11 protein-coding genes are annotated in these 16047 nt (G+C 71.9%); 5 read left to right on the forward strand and 6 right to left on the reverse strand.

The annotated features are described in order from the left end of the window. Positions 1-34: 34 nt before the first annotated feature. Both dinB and ML340_RS10820 read right to left on the reverse strand, forming a co-directional pair. Positions 35-1123 carry a DNA polymerase IV gene (gene dinB, locus ML340_RS10815; RefSeq protein WP_338064434.1) on the reverse strand — a complete coding sequence of 363 codons (1089 nt, stop codon included), beginning with the start codon at positions 1121-1123 and terminating at the stop codon, positions 35-37. Positions 1124-1142: 19 nt separating this feature from the next. Then, positions 1143-2546, reverse strand: a complete 1404-nt coding sequence (locus ML340_RS10820) for a GntP family permease (RefSeq protein ID WP_240099524.1) — start codon at positions 2544-2546, stop codon at positions 1143-1145. Between the two features lie 159 nt (positions 2547-2705). Between ML340_RS10820 and ML340_RS10825 the strand changes: the two genes are divergently transcribed. Further along, a complete protein-coding gene (locus ML340_RS10825) occupies positions 2706-4931 on the forward strand; it encodes a TonB-dependent receptor (RefSeq protein WP_240099526.1) in 2226 nt (741 codons plus the stop codon). A gap of 142 nt (positions 4932-5073) precedes the next feature. Beyond that, the gene (locus tag ML340_RS10830) at positions 5074-8382 is read left to right on the forward strand and encodes a hybrid sensor histidine kinase/response regulator (protein ID WP_240099527.1); all 3309 of its coding nucleotides are present in this window, start codon (positions 5074-5076) and stop codon (positions 8380-8382) included. Here ML340_RS10830 and ML340_RS10835 read toward each other — a convergent pair. Then, on the reverse strand, positions 8370-8642 hold the full coding sequence (locus ML340_RS10835) for a metal-sensing transcriptional repressor (protein ID WP_240099529.1): 273 nt from the start codon (positions 8640-8642) through the stop codon (positions 8370-8372). The two genes, ML340_RS10830 and ML340_RS10835, sit on opposite strands and share 13 nt — an antisense overlap. A gap of 74 nt (positions 8643-8716) precedes the next feature. Here ML340_RS10835 and ML340_RS10840 point away from each other — a divergent pair, with 74 nt between their 5' ends. After that, positions 8717-9097, forward strand: coding sequence for a winged helix-turn-helix domain-containing protein (locus ML340_RS10840; RefSeq protein WP_240099531.1), 381 nt, complete (start codon positions 8717-8719; stop codon positions 9095-9097). On the opposite strand, the gene ML340_RS10845 is transcribed toward ML340_RS10840, so the two are convergent. The 3 genes from ML340_RS10845 to ML340_RS10855 all read right to left on the reverse strand — a co-directional run bounded on the left by ML340_RS10845 (position 9085) and on the right by ML340_RS10855 (position 13173). Further along, positions 9085-11205 (reverse strand): TonB-dependent receptor plug domain-containing protein, encoded by a 2121-nt coding sequence (locus ML340_RS10845; protein ID WP_240099533.1) that lies wholly within the window; start codon positions 11203-11205, stop codon positions 9085-9087. The genes ML340_RS10840 and ML340_RS10845 overlap by 13 nt on opposite strands. A 106-nt stretch (positions 11206-11311) precedes the next feature. Next, a complete protein-coding gene (locus ML340_RS10850) occupies positions 11312-12634 on the reverse strand; it encodes a di-heme oxidoredictase family protein (protein WP_240099535.1) in 1323 nt (440 codons plus the stop codon). Further along, entirely contained in the window at positions 12634-13173 is a 540-nt protein-coding gene (locus ML340_RS10855) for a hypothetical protein (protein ID WP_240099536.1), read from the reverse strand. The genes ML340_RS10850 and ML340_RS10855 overlap by 1 nt, the downstream gene beginning before the upstream one ends. Before the next feature lie 302 nt (positions 13174-13475). On the opposite strand from ML340_RS10855, the gene ML340_RS10860 reads away from it, so the two are divergent. Further along, entirely contained in the window at positions 13476-14144 is a 669-nt protein-coding gene (locus ML340_RS10860; RefSeq protein WP_240099538.1) for a hypothetical protein, read from the forward strand. Positions 14145-14195: 51 nt separating this feature from the next. Further along, entirely contained in the window at positions 14196-15935 is a 1740-nt protein-coding gene (locus ML340_RS10865; protein ID WP_338064435.1) for an ABC transporter permease, read from the forward strand. Positions 15936-16047: the final 112 nt, after the last annotated feature.

Genomic DNA, 16047 nt, shown 5'->3' on the forward strand with positions numbered 1-16047 from the left:
AGCCGCCCTGCGCGGCGGGCGGCTGCGCGCGGGCTCAGGCGAACAGATCGTCCTGGGCGCGGCTGCCGTCTGGCGCGGCGAATCCGGACAGGCCCACGCCCGCCAGCCGGTAGCGGGTCGTGGCGGGTAGGCCCACGCGCGCGCGCAGCGCACAGGCGGTGTCGGCCAGCGCCTGTTCCGAGGTCGGCGGTTCCGCCGCGGTCAGGCTGCGGGTCAGGATGCGGAAGTCGGCGGTCTTGAGCTTGAGCACCACCGTGCGCGCGACCCGTTCGGGATGGCGGGCGCGCTCGCGCAGGTAGCCCGCCCAGGTCTTGCCCGCCAGCCGCCGCAGGTGCGGTTCCAGCGCCTGCAGCGGCAGGTCGTCGGGAAAGGTGTCCTCGCTCGACACCTGCAGGGTCGGGCGCTCGGACTCCACCTCACGGTCGTCGATGCCCCGTGCCAGCGCGTGCAGGCGCAGGCCCCAGCGCCCGAAGCGCGCCTGCAGCGCCTCCGCGCCGAATGCGCGCAGGTCGGCGCAGGTGGCGATGCCCAGTTCGGCCAGCTTCGCTTCCATCACCTTGCCGACGCCGGGAATCTTGCCGACCGGCAACGCGGCGACGAAGGCATCGACCATCGCCGGCTTCACCACGAACTGGCCGTCCGGTTTGTGCCAGTCGCTGGCGATCTTGGCCAGGAACTTGTTGGGCGCGATGCCGGCGGAGGCGGTGAGCTCCGTCTCCGCGCGGATCGCCTCGCGGATCTCGCGGGCGATCGCGGTAGCGCTGCCGAGGTCGCGCCGGGGCGCGCTGACGTCGAGGTAGGCCTCGTCCAGCGACAGCGGTTCGATGCGGTCGGTGTAGCGTTCGAAGATGGCGCGGATCTGGCGCGACACCGCCTTGTAGCGGGGAAAATCCGGCGGCACGAACACCGCCTGCGGGCACAGCCGCTCCGCGCGCAGTGCCGGCATCGCCGAACGCACCCCGAAGCGGCGCGCCTCGTAGCTGGCGGCGCATACCACCGAGCGCGCTCCGCGCCACGCCACCACCACCGGCCGCCCGCGCAGCGCGGAATCGTCGCGCTGCTCGACCGACGCGTAGAACGCGTCCATGTCGACGTGGATGATCTTGCGTGGCGGCGCGCTCACCGCGCCATTGTAGGCAGGCTCACACCAGCCCGAAGGCGTAGTACAGCCCGATCACCACGAATACCGCGGCGGTCTTGACCAGGGTGATCGCGAAGATGTCGCCGTAGGCCTGGCGGTGGGTGAGGCCGGTGACCGCGAGCAGGGTGATCACCGCGCCGTTGTGCGGCAGGGTGTCCATCCCGCCGGAGGCCATCGCCGCGACCCGGTGCAGCACCTGCATCGGGATCCCGGCCGCTTCGGCGTTGGCGATGAAGGTGTCGGCCATCGCCGCCAGCGCGATGCTCATGCCGCCGGAGGCGCTGCCGGTGATGCCGGCCAGCGCGGTGACGGTGACCGCCTCGTTGACCAGCGGGTTGGGGATGCTGCCCAGCGCGTGCGCCACCACCAGGAAGCCGGGCAGGGCGGCGATCACCGCGCCGAAGCCGTATTCCGAGGCGGTGTTCATCCCGGCCAGCAGGGCGCCGCCGATCGCGGCCTTGCTGCCTTCGGCGAAGCGCGCGCGCACCGGCCGCCAGGCCAGCAGCAGGACGCAGGCGATGCCCGCCAGCAGCGCGCCTTCCACCGCCCAGATCGCGACCAGCTTGGAGGTCTCCTGCACCACCGGGGCGGGGTTGCCGACCACCGCCGGCACGAAGCTCACGCTGTCGCCGTAGACGCGCGGGATCCACAGGGTCAGCAGCTTGTTGCCCACCCCCACCACCACGAGCGGCAGCAGCGCCAGCAGCGGATGCGCCGGGCGCCCGCCGTGGAAGGCCATCGGCTCGTTCTGCAACTGCGCCGGGTCGCCGTAACCCTCGCCGCGGCGCACGGCGGCCAGCCGCCGCCATTCCAGCCACGCCAGCCCGGCCAGCAGGATGAACACCGCGCCGAGCGTGCCCAGCCACGGCGCCGCCCAGGTGGTGGTGCCGAAGAAGGTGGTCGGGATGATGTTCTGGATCTGCGGGGTGCCGGGTAGGGCGTCCATGGTGAAGGTGAACGCGCCGAGGGCAATCGTGCCGGGGATCAGCCGCTTGGGGATGTCGCCTTGGCGGAACAGCTCGGCCGCGAACGGATACACCGCGAACACCACCACGAACAGCGAGACTCCGCCGTAGGTCAGCAGCGCGCATACCAGCACGATCGACAGCATCGCCCGGCGCGCCCCGACCACCCGGATGGTGGCGGCGACGATGCTGCGCGAGAACCCGGACAGCTCGACCAGCTTGCCGAAGATCGCCCCGAGCAGGAACACCGGGAAGTAGAGCTTGAGGAAGCCCACCAGCTTGTCCATGAACAGGCCGGTGAACATCGGCGCCACCAGCGCCGGGTCGGTCAGCAGCACCGCGCCCAGGGCCGCGACCGGGGCGAACAGGATCACGCTGTAGCCGCGGTAGGCGACCAGCATCAAGAAGCACAGCGCGGCCAACACGATCAACAGCGACATGGCGCCTACCGCCAGCGGGAGCGAGCCGGCAGTCTCGGCCGCGGGCCCCGGACGGCCCATTGTCCGAACGTCCAATGCCGCCGGGCCCGGCGCCGGCCTACCTTGCCGGCGTGGCGGCGGGCGTCCGTCCGCCCGCATGCACCCGCAAGGAGGGGAGAAATGCAACGCAAGCACCTGAGCCAGGCCATCCGCGCCCTGCTGGCCGCCTCGCTGCTGGCCGGCGCGCCGGCCTACGCCGCCGAGGAGGCGCCGCCGCAGGACGGCCAGAAGACCACCACCCTGGAAAGCGTCAAGGTCACCGCGCGCAAGCGCGAGGAGACCCTGCAGGACGTGCCGGTGGCGGTGACCGCGTTCACCGCCGGCCAGCTCGACCGCCTGGACGTAAAGGACCTGGCCAACCTCGACGGCCAGGTGCCGAACCTGACCATCTACGCGGCGCGCGGCTCCAACACCACCCTGACCGCCTACATCCGCGGCGTCGGCCAGTCCGATCCGCTGTGGGGCGTGGATCCGGGCGTCGGCCTGTACCTCGACGACGTGTACATCGCGCGCCCGCAGGGCGCCCTGCTGGACGTGTTCGACGTGGAGCGGATCGAGGTGCTGCGCGGGCCGCAGGGCACCCTGTATGGCAAGAACACGATCGGTGGCGCGATCAAGTACGTCTCGCGCGGGCTGTCGCCGGACTTCAACGGCTTCGCCTCGGTCGCACTCGGCAACTACGGCCAGCGCGACGTGAAAGCCGCGCTCGGCGGCGGCCTCGGTGGCAGCCCCTACCTGCGCGGGCGGATCGCGTTCGCGCGCCTGCGCAACGACGGCTTCGGCGAGAACATCGTCACCGGCGCCCCGGTCAGCAACAAGGACACCACCGCCTGGCGCGCGCAGCTGGGCGCCTACGTCACCGACGACGTGGACATCCAGTTCGCGCTCGACCACGTGCTGGACGACTCCGGCGTGCGCGGCGCGCGCATGCTGGAGGCCAACCGCTTCGTGCCCAACACGCCGCCGCTGGCCAGCCGCTACGACGTGCGCAACGGCATGCCGGACTTCAACTACACCCGGGTCAGCGGCGGCTCGATCACCGCCAACGTGCGCGCCAGCCAGGACTGGACCTTCAAGTACATCCTGGCCAAGCGCGAGTCCAAGACCGGCACCAACATCGACTTCGACACCACCCAGGCCAAGATCGCCGACGTCACCGCCTACTACAGCGACCAGCAGGTGACCAACGAGCTGCAGGCCAACTACGACGCCGGCGGCCGCCTGCGCGGGGTGATGGGCCTGTACAGCTTCGACGGTTGGGCCGGCGGGCGGGTGCTCAACAACTTCTTCAACCTGCTGTTCGGCGACACCCAGGGCAAGGTCTATACCAAGAGCTTCGCGGTGTACGCGGACTGGACCTACGAGTTGAGCGACCGCGTCAGCCTCGATGTGGGCGCGCGCTACACCAACGAGGAGAAGCACGCGATCGTGCTCAACCGCGGATATTCCGACGCCACCTTCACCCGCCCGATCTCGGTCGCCGCCAATTTCGACAAGACCACCACCTTCAAGAACGTCTCGCCCAAGCTTTCGATCGACTACAAGCTGAGCCAGGAAGTCATGCTGTACGGGCTGTACACCCGCGGCTTCAAGTCCGGCGGCTACAACATCCGCGCGCAGGCGGTGGCGGTGCCGCGCTCGGCCAATCCGTTCCGCGACGAGACCGTGGACAGCTTCGAGGTCGGCAGCAAGATGGCGCTGCTGGACGAGCGCCTGTTCGTGAACCTCGCCGCCTTCCACAACCGCTACAAGGACATCCAGCTGTCGGTGTTCACCGCCTACGATAGCAACGGCGATGGCGTGGACGACGCCTTCTTCGGCGACTTCACCAACGCCGGCGCGGGCACCGTCAACGGGCTGGAGGTCGAATACCAGTGGAAGCTGGCGCCGCACTGGTCGCTGGCCGGCAACCTGGCCTGGCTGGATGCCAAGTACGACCGCTTCATCTATGCCGGGGTGAACATCGCCAACGAGCAGAAGTTCACCAACGCCCCGCGTTTCAACGGCGGGATCAATCTCGAGTACCGCCGTCCGGTCGGGCAGGGCAATGTGTTCGCCCGCATCGGCTACACCTACCAGACCGAGGTGGTGGCCACCACCGAGATCCTGCGCGCGGAGGTGCCGCCGTTCGGGCGCCCGCCGATCACCCAGGGGCCGTACGGCCTGCTCGGCGCGACCGTGATCTGGACGATCAACCCGACCTGGACCGTGTCGCTGCAGGGCAGCAACCTGCTGGACAAGCATTACCTGACCACCGGCTACAACCTCAACCGTGCGCTCGGCGTCTACACCGGGTTCTACGGGCCGCCGCGCCAGGTGAGCCTGAGCGTTCGCTACAACTTCTGATCGGGCAGCCCAGGCCCGGCGGCATGCCGGGGCGGGCGGGAGGCGACGGCGGGCTCCGGCCCGCCGTCGCGCTATCCTCGCCGGCCATGCACGCCGCCGCTACCATCGGGTGCCGATCCCCGCGATGCCTGACGGGCAAGCCATGCTGAGCGCCGCCGCCGTCGTCGTCGCGGCCCTGGTCTGGCTCGGCCTGCTGTTCGGGGTCGCACTCTATGCCGAGCGCCATCCGCGGGTGCTGGCCCCGCATTGGCGGCATGTGTACGCGCTGTCGCTGGCGGTCTACTGCACCTCCTGGACCTTCTATGGCACGGTCACCCAGGCCGCGCGCTACGACTGGCCGCTGCCGCCGACCTTCGTCGGCACCCTGCTGCTGTACCTGTTCGGGGCCGGCGCGCTGCTGCGGCTGGTGGAACTGGCGCGCGCCAGCAACGCGACCTCGATCGCCGACCTGATCGCGACCCGCCTCGGCAAGGACGCGTGGCTGGCCGCGGCGATCACGCTGGTCGCGGCGCTCGGGCTGATCCCTTACATCGCCCTGCAGCTGAAGGCGGTGTCGATGAGCTTTTCGCTGCTGACCGCCGCGGCACCGGGCGCGAGCCAGCCGCCATGGCGCGACAGCGCGCTGTACGTGGCGCTGCTGATGGCGCTGTTCGCGATGCTGTTCGGCACCCGCCGTGCCAGCGTGACCGAGCACAACCGCGGCCTGGTGCTGGCGATGGCGTTCGAGTCGCTGTTCAAGCTGGCGGCGATGCTCGCGCTGGGCGCCTTCGTCTGGTTCGGCCTGCAGTTGCCCGCCACGCCGGCGCCGCCGCCACGGGTGGATGCAGGGGGCTTCCTGCCGCTGGTGGTGCTCGGGGGGCTGGCGATGTTCACCCTGCCGCACCAGTTCCACGTGGGCGTGGTCGAGTGCCGCGACCCGCGCGACGTGCTGACCGCGCGCTGGCTGTTCCCGCTGTACCTGGTCCTGATCGCGCTGCCGGTGCTGCCGTTGGCACGCGCCGGCGACGCCTTGCTGGCCGGACGCGGGGTGCCGTCCGACCTGTACGTGCTGGCGCTGCCGTTGTCGCAGGCGCATGCGCCGCTGGCACTGTTCGCCTTCCTCGGCGGCTTGAGCGCGGCGACCGGGATGGTGGTGGTCAGCACCCTCACCCTGAGCCTGATGATCGGCAACCACTGGCTGGCGCCCGGCCTGCTGCGCGGGGCCTGGGGCCGCGGCGGCCAGGGCGATCTGCGTGCCGACGTGCTGCTGCTGCGCCGGCTCGGGATCGCGCTGCTGATGCTGCTGGCCTGGGCCTACAGCCGGCACGTGGCCGGCAACGCGGCGCTGGCCGACGTCGGCGCGCTCTCGTTCTCGGCGTTGGCGACCCTGGCGCCGCCGCTGGCGTTCGCGGTCTGGCGGCCGCAGACGCCGCCGCGCGCGGTGCTGCTGGGGCTGCTGGCGGCGTTCGCGACCTGGCTGTGGGTGCTGCCGCTGCCATTGCTGCTGGCGGACGCGGCGCCGGCCTGGCTGCGCCACGGGCCGTTCGGCATCGCCTGGCTGGCACCGGCCGAGCTGTTCGGGCTGGAGGCGTTCAGCCCGCTCGGGCGCGCGGTCACCGCCAGCCTCGCGGTCGGCACCGCGTTGCCCCTGCTGGCCGGCGGCTGGCTGCGCCCGGCGCTGCAGGCCGGCTCGCGCCCGCTGCAGGCCGAAGCCCTGGCCGCGGTCGCGCGGCGCTTCCTGCCGGCCGCGCAGGTGCAGGCACTGCTGTCCGGCGCGCATCCGGAGGCGGCGGTCGAGCGTGCGCTGTCGGCGGTGCTCGGGGCGTCCTCGGCGCGCGTGCTGCTGGACGCGGCGCGCCGGCGCCAGCCGGGCGCCGATCTCGACACGGTCGCCGCGATCATCGGCGAGGCCTCGCAGGACCTGCGCTTCAACCAGCGCGTGCTGGAGGCGGCGCTGGAGAACATGAGCCAGGGCATCAGCGTGGTCGATGCGCAGTTGCGGCTGGTGGCCTGGAACCGCCGCTACGCCGACCTGTTCGGGTTCCCGCCGGGCCTGCTGCAGGTGGGCATGCCGATCGCGGAGGCCTCGCGCTGGGCGCTGCGGCACGTTCTGCAGGTGCCGCAGCAGGCGCTCGAGCGCGCGCTGCAGGTGCGCCTGGCGCACATGCGCGCCGGCACCTCGCATCTGTCCGAGCGGGTGTTCCCGGACGGCAGCATCATCGAAATCCGCGGCAATCCGATGCCCGGCGGCGGCTTCGTCGCCACCTTCACCGACGTCACCGCGTTCCGGCGCGCCGAGGCCGAACTCAAGCGCAGCAACGAAACCCTCGAGCAGCGGGTGGCCGAGCGCACCCTGCTGCTGGAATCGGCCAAGCGCGAGGCGGAGCAGGCCAACGAGGCCAAGGGCCGGTTCCTGGCGGCGATCGGCCACGACCTGCTGCAGCCGCTGCACGCCGCGCACCTGTTCACCGATGCGCTGCGCGAGCGCGGCGATGCCGAGCAGCGGCGGCTGGCGGCGCACATCGGCGGCGCACTGGAGGCCACCACCGACCTGTTGACCACGCTGCTGGACATGTCGCGGCTGGAGGCGGGCGGGCTGCAGCCGCAGCGACGCGTGCTGCCACTGGCGGAAGTGCTCGAGCCGCTGGTCGCGCAGTTTCGCGCGCTGGCCGCGGAGCGCGGCCTGCGCCTGCGTCATGTGCCGACCCGCGCCTGGGTGGAGTGCGACCCGCAGCTGCTGCGGCGGGTGCTGCAGAACTTCCTCGCCAACGCGCTGCGCTACACCGAGCGCGGTAGCGTGCTGCTCGGCGTGCGCCGGATGGGCGACCGTCTCGGGATCGAGGTGCACGACACCGGCCCGGGCATTCCCGATGCCCAGCGCGAGGCGATCTTCGAGGAATTCCGCCGCGGCGAGGGCGCGCCGGGGCAGGGGCTCGGGCTGGGGTTGGCGATCGCGCGCCGGATCGCCGACCTGATGGACACCCCCATCGGCTTGCGCAGCCAGCCCGGGCGCGGCAGCTGCTTCTGCGTGCAGGTGCCGCGGCGGCCGCCACCGCCCGCGCCGCGCCTGCCCGCGCGCGGGCTGGCCGGGCTGCCGGTGCTGGTGGTGGACAACGATGCCGCGGCGCGCGCGGCGCTGGCGGCGCTGCTGCGCGGCTGGGGCTGCGTGGTGCACGAGGCCGGCGATGGTGCGGCGGCGCTGCAGGTCCAGCAGCAGAGCCCCTGCGCACTGTGGATCCTCGACTACCACCTCGACCATGGCGAGGACGGCATCGGCGTGCATGCCCGCCTGTGTGCGATGGCTGGTGCGGTGCCGGCACTGCTGGTCAGCGCCGACCGCAGCGGCGAGGTGGCGCGGTTGGCGCAGGAGGCCGGGCTGTCGCTGCTGGCCAAGCCACTGCGCCCGCTGGCGCTGAAGTCGGTGCTCGACCGCCTGCGCACCGCGGCGGAGGCGACCGCTCAGCGTGCATAGCCGCGCAGCAACTGCAACAGGCGGTCGGCGCGGGCGGCGCGGCGTGCGGCATCGTCCTCGCCCACCACTTCATCGCGCAGGCGCTCGTCCAGCACCTGCATCATCAGCGCCTGCGCCGCCCCGCGCACCGCGGCGATCTGCACCAGGATGTCCTCTGGCGGCGCTTCGCGTGCGAGCGCGCGCTCGAGCGCCTCGACCTGGCCGGCCAGGATGTGCACGCGGGTGCGCAGGGTGCCGGCAGGGGGATGGGCGACAGTCATGGCATGCTCACTGGATCGGATGGGCGATCGCGCGGGCGACCGGGCGATCATCGGACGGAGGGGAGGCAACCGGCATGACCCGGATCAAACCTGTGCAGGTGCGCATGAAGCTGCGGCTGGAATTCGCCAACGGGCTGCTGCTCGGACCGGGCAAGGCCGAGCTGCTGGAGGGCATCCGCGAGACCGGCTCGATCGCGGCCGCCGGGCGGCGCATGAAGATGAGCTACAAGCGCGCCTGGGACCTGGTGGAGGCGATGAACCGCTGCCTGCGCGAACCGGTGGTGCACACCAGCAAGGGCGGCAGCGGCGGCGGCGGGGCCAGCCTGACCGCCACCGGCGAAGCGGTACTGGCGCACTACCGCCGGCTGGAGGCCGCCGCGACGCAGGCCGCCGCGGCCGAGGTGCGGGCCTTGCAGCGGCTGCTGCGGGCCGGGGATGGTGGTCACGGGGCGTAGTCGAACTTCAGGTACACGCTGCGTCCCGGCTCCGGGAAGCCCCAGGCCAGCTCGTACTGGCGATCGCCGAGGTTGCGCGCGCCCAGCGCGACCCGCCAGGCCGGCGTGGCCTGCCATTGCACCTGCAGGTTAGCCAAGGTGTAGCGTCCTGTACGCAGGTAGCTGCCAGCCGGCCCGTCGCTCCAGCGCGCGCCGGCCTCCTCGAGGCTGGGCGTGACCGTCCAGGCCGGGGCCGGGCGCCAGGTCGCATACAGCAGCAACTGGCGGTCCGGCGTGCCGACCGGGCGGTAATTGGGCTGCAGCGGATCGGTGATGCGGCGGCGCAGGAAGGTCGCATTGCCACCGACCTGCAGGGTGTCGCCGAGGCGCGCCTCGCCGCCGAGCTCCAGCCCGGTGATGCGGCCATCGCCGACGTTGCGGGTCTGGGTCAGCTGCGGCGGGCCGGGATCGACCACCACGGTCTGGATCATGTCGCGCAGCCAGGAGTGGAACAGTGCCGCCTGCAGCCGGCCGGCCGCGCCGAACTGGCGCTGCCAGGACAATTCGAGGTTGGTGCCGCGCTCGCTGCCCAGATCCGGATTGGGGATGGCGGTGCCGAAGCGGGTGCTGAAGCGCTCGAAATTGGTCGGAAAGCGCGTGCGCGAGGAAATGCTGGCACCGAAGCGGGTGTCCGCATCCTGCTGCCAGTACAGTGCAGCCTGTCCGTTCCAGGCATGGCTGCCGCCGGTCGGGTAGGCGAACAGGCCGCGGCTGCTGCTGTAGTCCTGCGCCAGCTTGACCCGGTTGCTGTCGTAACTGGCGCCGAACACCGCCTCGAGCGCGTCGCCAGCCTGCCAGGTGTCCTCCACCGCCAGCGACCAGGTGTCCTCGCGACTGCGCTGGAGGGGCTCGCGGAAGCGTAGCGCGGGGTTGGGGTTGGTCGGGCGGTTGACGTTGAACTCGGTATGGCAGTCGCTGCGCCAGTGCGCGGCCAGCCGCAGCCGGTGCCCCGCTGCCGGCACGAGGCCGAGTTCCACGCTGCCGCCGAGGCTGGTGTCGGCGTAATAGCTGTTGAAGCGGCCGGGGTTGGACTGGGTGGTGTAGCTGGCGTCGTCGTAGGCCGACAGCACGTTGTCGAAGCGGTTGCGGTAGGCGCGGGTCTTCAGGTAGGTGCCGCCGTCCCACTGGGTCTGGGTCAAGAGGTACAAGTTGCGGATGTTCCAGTCCGGCCAGTCCCAATAGCTGTTGGGCGGGTTGGGCGGGTTGTTGTAGACGTTGAGCGGCGCGCCCTTGCGGCCGTCCTGGCGGGTGAAGCTCAGGCTGTATTCGTCGCTGGCATTCGGGGTGAGGCCGAACTTGAGGTTGATCCGGCTGTCGCGGCTGGCCGAGCGCAGGCGGTCGCCGGGCGGCTGGATCGGCGTGCCGCGGAACCCGTCCGGCAGCCGCCAGTGGTCGCGGTCGAGCACGCTGGCGCTGGCCTGCGCGTAGAACAATGGCTGCCGGGTGCCGACGGTCGCGCTGCCGTTCCACGCGGCTTCGCGGCCGTCCCCGTCGAATTCCATCCCGCCGCTGACGCGTGCCTCGAACGGCGCCACCGGCTTGCGGGTGACCAGGTTGATCGCGCCGCCGACCGCGCCGGGGCCGTCGATCACCGACGCATAGCCCTTGTTGATCTGCACCTCGGCCAGATCGGTGGTGAGGAAGCGCCGGAAGTCCAGGCGGTTGTCGGCCGGCAGGTAGATGCGCACGCCGTCGATCGACAGCGGCACCTGCAGGCGGCCATAGCCGCGCACGAAGATGTCGTGCTCGTTGCGGCGGCCGTTGGTGTCCTGGGTGCTGGTCACGCCCGGGGTCAGCTTGACCGCGTCGTCGAGGGTGAGGGTGTCGAAGGTCCACATCTCGCGCGCGGTGATCAGCGCGTCGTCCACCTCGGCATCGCTCGGGCGGTTGCCGACCACGCTGAGCTGGCCGAGCGTGAACACGGCATCGCGGCGGGCCTGTTCCTTCGCATCGGAGGCATCGCCGCCGCTGCTGACCGGATCGGCTGCGCGTGCGGGCGGGGCGAAGCTTGTGGTGGCGGTCAGCGCGATGGCACAGGCAATCGCCAGGTGCCGTAGGCGAAACGGCATGTGGAACCCCCTCGGGTATCGTTATTTACAGAAAAATATATCGGTAATCAGTGTGCCGGGCAACGACGCATCCACCGTCATGCGCGCAATGGGGGAGGGCCGGGGCCTACAGGGTCTGCAGCCAGTCCAGCAGGCGTTCGCGTTGTGCTGCCGGCAGCGCATCGAAGCGCGCCCGTGCGGCGGCGGCCTGGCCACCGTGCCAGGCGATGGCCTCCTCTAGGCTGCGCGCGCGGCCATCGTGCAGCAGGCGCAGTGGGCGCTGGCCTTCCAGCGCGGTGCTCATGCCCCACAGCGGGGCGGTGCGCCAGCGGCTGGGCAGCGGGCGTCCGGCGCCGTCGCGGTCGGCAAGGTCCGGGCCGAGGTCGTGCAGCAGCAGGTCGGTGTAGGCCGGGATCGCGCCGCCGCCGGCCAGCGGCAGGCGCGGGCGGTGGCAGTCGGTGCAGCCGACGCGGGCGAATAGCGCAGGGGCGTCAGGCAACTGTGCGGCGCGCGCGATCGCCTGTGGCGTGCGCCGCATCGCCTCGCCCTGCTGGAACGCGACCACCGCGGCGAACAGGTCCGGGGCGACCTCCGGTGTGCTGCCCTGCGGCGCCGCGCGGCAGGCGGCATCGCCTGGCGCGCAGTCGTCGCTGGCCAGCAGCGTGTTGGTCAGGCCCATCTCGCGCGCGAACGCAGCGGCGGTCTGGCCGGCGATGTCGGGTTGGGTCGCCTGCCAGCCGAAGCGGCCGAGGCGCCGGCCCTGTGCGGTGTCGACCCAAGCTGGCGTGCCGCGCACCGCGGCCGGCTGGCGCGCGGGCAGTGCCAGCACCGCGGCCTCGGGCACGCGTTCGAGCAGGCCGCTGCCGAGCACCGCCGGGGCCAGGCGCGGCATCAGCACCAGGTCCTGCGGCGGCGGAGCGTCCCCGGCGAGGCGCACCGTGTAGGCCGGTACGTGCAGCAGGAGCGTGCTGCCATCGGCGCGCCGGTAGGCGCGGGGCTGGTAGCGCACGTCGACCTGCGCCTCCACTGCAAAGCCGGCAATGGCGGACGTGTTGAGGAGCCGGCCGAAGCGGACGTGGCCGGGCGTGATCGTGCCGTCCGGCTGGCGGGTCGCGACCTGCAGCACCAGGTCCGGCGGAACCGGCCCATCGCCCTGCGGGCCGCGCCCGCGCCGGCGGCTGTTGTGGCAGGCATCGCACGACGCCGCGTCGAACACCGGCCCGAGCCCGGAGCGGCGGCCGCCGCTGCCGGCCGGCATCCAGGTCGTGTTGAAGACCGCATGCCCGAGGTCGAACTGCGCCTGCGCGGCTGGGGCGAGCGCCTGCCACGGCTGCGGGTCGTGCGCGTCGTCGGCGATCCGCACCGGCCGCGTCCCGGCGCCGAGGGCGAGCGCGCTGGCGAGCAGGCCGGCCAGCAACAGGGCGCCTGCGAGCGGCGGGCGAACGCGCATCAGCCGTCCGCCGCCGGCACGATCACTACCCCGACTTCGGCGTCGGCGCCGCCGGCCAGTTGCAGCAGCAGCCGCCCGGCGGGCAGCCGGTAGGCCACGATCTTGTGCACCAGCGGGCACCCGCGTTGGCCCTGGAAATCGCGCGAGGGGATCACGCGGCCGGCATCCACCACGTCCAGCCAGTGGCCGCTGGTGATCGCGATTCGGTAGTCCCCGGCGCGCGGTACGTCGAACGCGAGCAGGCCGGCGCGGGCGGCGTCCTCCAGCATCGGCTTGCCGGGACGGGCGGCCAGCCGCACCTGGTCCTGTGCCGGTAGTTGCACCCGGTAGTGGCGCTCGAGTGCGAGAGTGGGCGCGGTCTGCGCCGTGGCACCGGCAGCGACGGCCAGCGCCGGCGCCTGCAGCAGCGTCAGCTCACGCTGCACGTCCCATTGGAAGCCGCTGCAGGCGGGCGGCAGCGCGGCCGGCGTGGTGATGTCGGCGGCTCGAACAGCCGGCAGGGCGAACAGGACGAATAGGAGGGCAGCGGAACGGTGCATGGCCGCAGGTTTCGATATGGTGCGGCGACTATATCCGATCGCGCCCGGGGTGGGTGCAGTCACACCGCAGTTGACCGCGCCGCGACCGAGTCCGTAGCATGCGCGACTTTCCCCAGCGTCCCGCCTGCCTTGGACAGTCGAAGCCGATCCCGGAACCTCCGTCGAACCGCCGGTCCGTGATGTCCGAGGGCCCGTCGGTCGGCGACGGGCCGCGCCGCGCGTGCGCAGCGCCTGCCTACTGTTTCCGTTAGTTGCTTCGGCCTCCGGGCGAAGGGCCGCCTTCGTCCGCCGGAGTGCCGCACATGCGCCTGCTGCCCTTGCTGATCGCCTCCAGCCTGCTGGCCTATGCCGGGCAGGCGCGCGCCGATGCCAGCCTGTCCGTGGACGATGCCACCGTGACTCCGCGTGGGCAGTGCCAGCTGGAGTCCTGGCTACGGGAGCGGCCGCGCCTGCGGCTGGCGGAACTGACCAGCGTGCCGGCCTGCAATCCGCGCGGGATCGAGTACAGCCTGATGCTCAGCCATTTCCCCGCCGCGGCCGGCAGTAACCAGGCCGGGCTGATGCTCAAGCATGTGTGGGGCGATCTGGACGCCGAGGGCCGCGCCGTGGCGGCCTCGCTGGCGGTGACTCGCACGGCGGGCAGCGGCCACCGGCTCGGCTGGGCCTTCAACCTGCCGCTGAGCGTGGCGTTGTCGTCGCGCGCCGGCACCCTGCTGCACCTGAACCTTGGCTGGAACCGGCCGGCCGGCAGTCCCGGCAAGGCGATGGGCGGGGCCGGGCTGGAGCAGCCGCTGGGGCAGGACTGGACCGCGTTCGCGGAAGCTTGGGCCGACCACCACCGCTGGCGGCAGCTCGGGCTGCGCCGCCAGTTCGGCCCGCGCGTGAGCGTCGACCTGATGGCCGGCCGGCGTTCGGGGCCGCAGCCGGAGACACTGTTCACGCTGGGGCTCAACCTCGCCCAGTCGCCCTGAGCGGGGCACGCTGACCCCGCCGCGTCATCGTCGGAGCCGACCATGCCGTCCATGTTCCCGCTGCCCACTGGATTGCTGCGCACCGATGCGCGCACGCGCGCCGCCTGGCTGCCCAACCCCTACGACCTGGCCGCGTTCGCGCTGCTGGTGGCGGTGCTGGTGCTGCTCGGGCATAGCGCGGCGCAGATGCGGGCGCCGCTGGAGGCCTTGGGGCAGGCCCCGGTCAGCCTCGACGTCCGCCACCTGCCGGAATACGGCCTGCGCACCACCGTGCGCATGTTCGCGGCGATGGCGGCCTCGCTGCTGTTCACCTTCACCGTGGCGACCTGGGCGGCCAAGAGCCGGCGCGCCGGGCAGTTGATCGTGCCGGCGCTGGACATCCTGCAGTCGGTGCCGGTGCTGGGCTTTCTGACCTTCACCGTGACCTTCTTCCTCGGCCTGTTCCCGGGGCGCCAGCTGGGCGCGGAGCTGGCGGCGATCTTCGCGATCTTCACCAGCCAGGCCTGGAACATGGCGTTCTCGTTCTACCACGCGCTGCGCACGGTGCCGCGCGACCTCGACGAGGTCTGCCGCGGCTTCGGGCTGTCGGCCTGGCAGCGCTTCTGGCGGCTGGAGGCCCCGTTCGCCGCGCCCGGGCTGGTCTGGAACATGATGATGTCGATGTCCGGCGGCTGGTTCTTCGTGGTCGCCTCGGAGGCGATCACGGTCGGCGACACCACGGTCGAACTGCCCGGCATCGGCTCCTACCTGGCGCTGGCGATCCGCCGGCAGGACTTCGCCGCGGTCGGCTGGGCGGTATTGGCGATGGCGGTGCTGATCGTGCTCTACGACCAGCTGGTGTTCCGCCCGATCGTGGCCTGGGCCGACAAGTTCCGCGCCGAGCAGACCGCCGGCAGCGAGCGCCCGCGCTCGTGGGTCTACGACCTGGTCCGGCGCACCCGCCTGCTCAAGCGCTTGGGCGCGCCGCTGGCGTGGCTGTGGGAGCGCAGCCTGCGCCTGCGCTGGACGCGGCCGGTAGCGTGCGCGGCTGACGCGATGCCAGCCCGGCCGTGGCTGGACCGGGCATGGGCGGCGCTGCTGCTGACCGCGGCCGGCTGGGGGCTGTGGCTGGCGCTGGTTTATGCCCGCGCGCACCTGGACGCGGCCGACTTCGTGCATGCGATCGGCGGTGGCCTGGTGACCCTGCTGCGGGTGGCGGTGCTGATCGCGCTGACCTCACTGGTGTGGGTGCCGATCGGGGTCTGGGTCGGCCTGCGCCCGCGCCTGGCGGAGAAGGTGCAGCCGCTGGCGCAGCTGCTGGCGGCGTTCCCGGCCAACGTGCTGTTCCCGTTCGCGGTGGTGGCGATCGCCGCCACCGGCGCCAACCCGGACATCTGGCTGTCGCCGCTGATGGTGCTGGGCACCCAGTGGTACATCCTGTTCAACGTGATCGCCGGTGCCAGCGCGTTCCCCCACGACCTGCGCGAGGCGGCGCAGGTGTACCGGCTGCGCTCGTGGACCTGGTGGCGGCGGGTGATCCTGCCGGGCATCTTCCCGTACTACGTGACCGGGGCGCTGACCGCCTCCGGCGGCTCCTGGAATGCCAGCATCGTCGCCGAGCTGGTGCAGTGGGGCGACCGCACCTACACCGCCTACGGATTGGGCAGCTACATCGCGGAGGCCACCGCGCGCGGCGACTACCCGCGGGTGGTGCTCGGGGTAGTGGTGATGGCGGTGTTCGTGACCCTGTTCAACCGCCTGCTGTGGCGGCGCCTGTACGACCATGCCGAGCGCCGCCTGCGCCTGGACTGAGCAACCGTCTTGGCAGTCAAGCGTGATGAAGAGTCAAGTCCCAGCTGGAGCGGTGCCTTGCAATGGCATTGAGCACGGTCAGCAGCTTGCGCATGCAAGCCACGAGGGCAAC

It is taken from the genome of Thermomonas flagellata (assembly GCF_022419185.1).
Taxonomy (GTDB): Bacteria; Pseudomonadota; Gammaproteobacteria; order Xanthomonadales; family Xanthomonadaceae; genus Thermomonas; species Thermomonas flagellata.